Source organism: Maribacter spongiicola (assembly GCF_052119685.1).
Lineage (GTDB): Bacteria > Bacteroidota > Bacteroidia > Flavobacteriales > Flavobacteriaceae > Maribacter > Maribacter spongiicola_A.
This window is the reverse complement of record NZ_JBGQOO010000027.1, coordinates 1-3337: the sequence shown is the minus strand read 5'-3', so window position 1 is coordinate 3337 and position 3337 is coordinate 1. Positions and strand designations below refer to the sequence as shown.

The window sequence follows — 3337 nt, the reverse complement described above, 5'->3', positions numbered from 1 at the left end:
TATATATTCAAGAAGCAGATATTACTGCAACAGTTACAGAAATTGATGGAATTATCGGTAATGAGGTTACAGCTGCAACGGATGCAACTCTAGAACTTTCAGGAACAGGAACAACAGCAGACCCTTTGACATTGGACGTTGCCCCATTAGGAATCGATACAGCTGAACTCGCGGCAGAAGCCGTTACTCCAGCGAAAATAGAACCGAGTATAACTACAGGTCAATTTCTTGCTACTAATGGAACAATTGTAGAATGGCAAAACCTTACAAACCCTGTAAATACAGGTTCACTTTTATTTTCTGATGGCAACGGTGGTATAGCTGAAAATAACAATCAACTCTTATGGGATGAAACCAACAATCGATTAGCAATAGGAAATTTACCCGGGGCTCCCCAAAGCAAACTTGATGTTGATGGTCAAATTCAAGCAAGAGGTGGATTCGCTTCTACATCAGGTAGTGCTGGTAATCCTGGTTATGGATTTTATACGAATGATGATACCAACATGGGAATGTATAGAATTGGTATTGATCAATTAGGTTTTTCGACTAATGGATTTGAAGCTATGAGAATAAATGAAATAGGCGATATAGGTATCGGGATAGATCCAGATCCTATCACCAAACTTCATGTCAACGGAAACATTAGAGCAGAAGGTACAATTTCAGCGACAGCTTATATCACCGTACCAGATTACGTTTTCCAAAAATATTTCTTAGGCAATTCTATTTTGAATCCAAATTATAAATTTTCCAACTTGTCTGAAATTGAAAAATTTGTAAAAGAAAACAATCACTTACCGGGCATCAAATCTGCAGCAGCAATTAAAGAGCAAGGTTATTGGGATTTAGGTGAAGCATCTAGAGTCAACCTAGAAAAAGTAGAAGAACTATTTTTGCATACGATCGAGCAAGAAAAGAAAATTAAAGAATTGCAGAGTGCCAATACTAACATGAGTACAGAATTAGAGGCTTTAAAAGCTCAAATGGCAGAGATTAAAACCATGTTATTAGATAAGCAAAACAACTAATGAAAAAATACACACACATACTTTTCTTTCTGTTTGCGGCAAGTATTTCTGCCCAAACGGCACTATATAACAACGGCAACTTACGTATTCACGAAGGTGGGCAAATTGGTTTTCATACCAACCTCATCAATGAATCGCCTTTAGATAATAATCTAGGTCTTGCTGGTTTTTATGGGTCGGAGCTTTTGACCGTTTCGGGTAATGTTACTCCGCAGTTCTATGATATGGAAATTGCCCTAGAGAATAACATGCAGTTAAATCTAGGTATGGACAATACCAATAACACCAACTTCATATTCGGTAGTATTCTTACTCCCCTATCGCAACCAGACATTTTCTATAATTTTGTAGATAATTCATTTTACAGTGGCGAGAACGATTTTAGCAAAATAGAAGGTTATGCAGCAATAACCAATCAACAAAATTTTGGTTTCCCCGTAGGTGATGTGCAGTACTTAAGACCTTTGATCATAAATTCTGAGAGCGTTAATTTATTTGCAAAATGTTCCTATTTTTTTGAAAATCCGAATAACGCACCAGCGCCTTTAGGTTCTTATAATACGGGTACAACAGCACTTGATGTTGAATTGGTAAATACATTTGAATTCTGGAGATTAGAAGGTACTGTACCATCTACGGTAACCTTAAGTTGGAATGACCGCAGTACTATAGGGAGTTTAACCGAAAACGTTGATGAAGTTATCCCCGTAGGATGGAGCAAAAATTCCCAACAATGGGTAAATCTAGTTGGTAGTGTGCCTGTAGGTACATTAACCGAAGGGTTTGTAACAACAGAATCATTTATACCAGATGATTATGAAGTTATAACGCTGGGCTCATCTAAAAGTCCGTTCGAACCTTTATCTAAAGACGTACTATTCATAGATAATTTCTTTATTTCTGTAAATGGTGACGGAATCAATGACAGTTTTTACATAGAAGAATTAGAAGATTTTGACAGTAACTTTCTTCAAATCTATGATCGCTACGGACTAAAAGTGTTCGAAAAAACAGATTACGTTGATGATTTTGTCGGATTTTCTAATCTGAACAATGTCCCTTTCGGTGAAGAAAAAGGATTGCCTACTGGCGTCTATTTTTATACGATTTACATTCCTGAAGGCGACTTAAATTATCAGGGTTTTTTATATCTATCTAGATAAATAATTCAGCTAATTTCTTTCCGCATCGAATACTTGTGAAAGAAATATCCTATCATAAAAATAAATTCCTACATATTTAAATTCTTTTACTACTAGATTAAACGCATATTTCAACTTTGTACTGAAAGGTTTATCGGGTTTCCCAACATATATCCATAGGTTCACAACATATTATATTTTTCCTACATAGACGGCTTTATTTTTATAGATGATAACATATTCCCCAATATTTAGATGTCTACAAAAATTAAATTTCTACTACTCTTCGTTTTTATATCATTCTGTGCAAATGCACAAGTAAAAATAGGTCAGAACCCTAATACCATAAATGCTGCTTCTATTGTCGAATTAGAAAGTACAGACAAAGCACTTGTGCTTACCAGACTTACTACGGCACAAATGGAAGCAATTTCTCCACTGAACGGAGCCGTAGTCTATAATACCGACACGCAATGTGTGCATTATTATAACGGATTGATATGGATAAACCTTTGCGATGGCAATTCTTCATCATCATTTACATTTACTGATAATGGAAATGGCACCATTACACTTTCTGACGGAAACGGAAATAACGTAACTTTTAATGGAGCACCACAAACCATATCTACACTTGCAGATAACGGCGATGGCACGTATACCTATACCAATGAAAACGGAATAGAAACGGTTATATCAATCGTTGTTACTGACAATCAAAATTTACAGACCGACAATACACCTGGGAATATTAGTATTGATAACGGTAATGCTATTGCAATCAATGTAGATGATGCGGATGCAGATGACCAAAATGAAATTCAGACATTAAATTATACTTTGGGCGTACTAACCTTATCTAATGACCCAAATGCAACAACTGTCGATTTATCAGGATTTGATGATAATGCTGCTGATGATTTCGATGGAGAATGGACTAGTCTTGCAAACAGACCTGCAGGATTAGATGATGGCGATGACGATACGCAACTTTCTGAAGCCGAAGTGGATGCTTTTGTTGCCAACAACAATTATAGTACAGGTGCGCATATCACCGATGCAGCGGATTTAACTTCGGGTGTGCTCACAGATGCAAGAGTTCAAGAATCAAATGTTACTCAACATGAAACTGCATTGACCATCACCGAATCGCAAATAAGTGAT

The 3337-nt window shown here is 36.4% G+C and carries 2 protein-coding genes and 1 pseudogene; all 3 read left to right on the top strand.

Annotated features, from left to right (window positions below):
• Window positions 1-1031, top strand: a 1031-nt coding sequence (locus ACEN2N_RS18905) for a hypothetical protein (protein WP_441825784.1), incomplete at its 5' end; no start/stop codon positions are given.
• The gene (locus ACEN2N_RS18900; RefSeq protein ID WP_441825783.1) at window positions 1031-2194 is read left to right on the top strand and encodes a gliding motility-associated C-terminal domain-containing protein; all 1164 of its coding nucleotides are present in this window, start codon (window positions 1031-1033) and stop codon (window positions 2192-2194) included. The genes ACEN2N_RS18905 and ACEN2N_RS18900, both read left to right, overlap by 1 nt.
• A gap of 234 nt (window positions 2195-2428) precedes the next feature.
• Window positions 2429-3337: pseudogene (locus ACEN2N_RS18895) on the top strand (hypothetical protein); the annotation flags it as partial.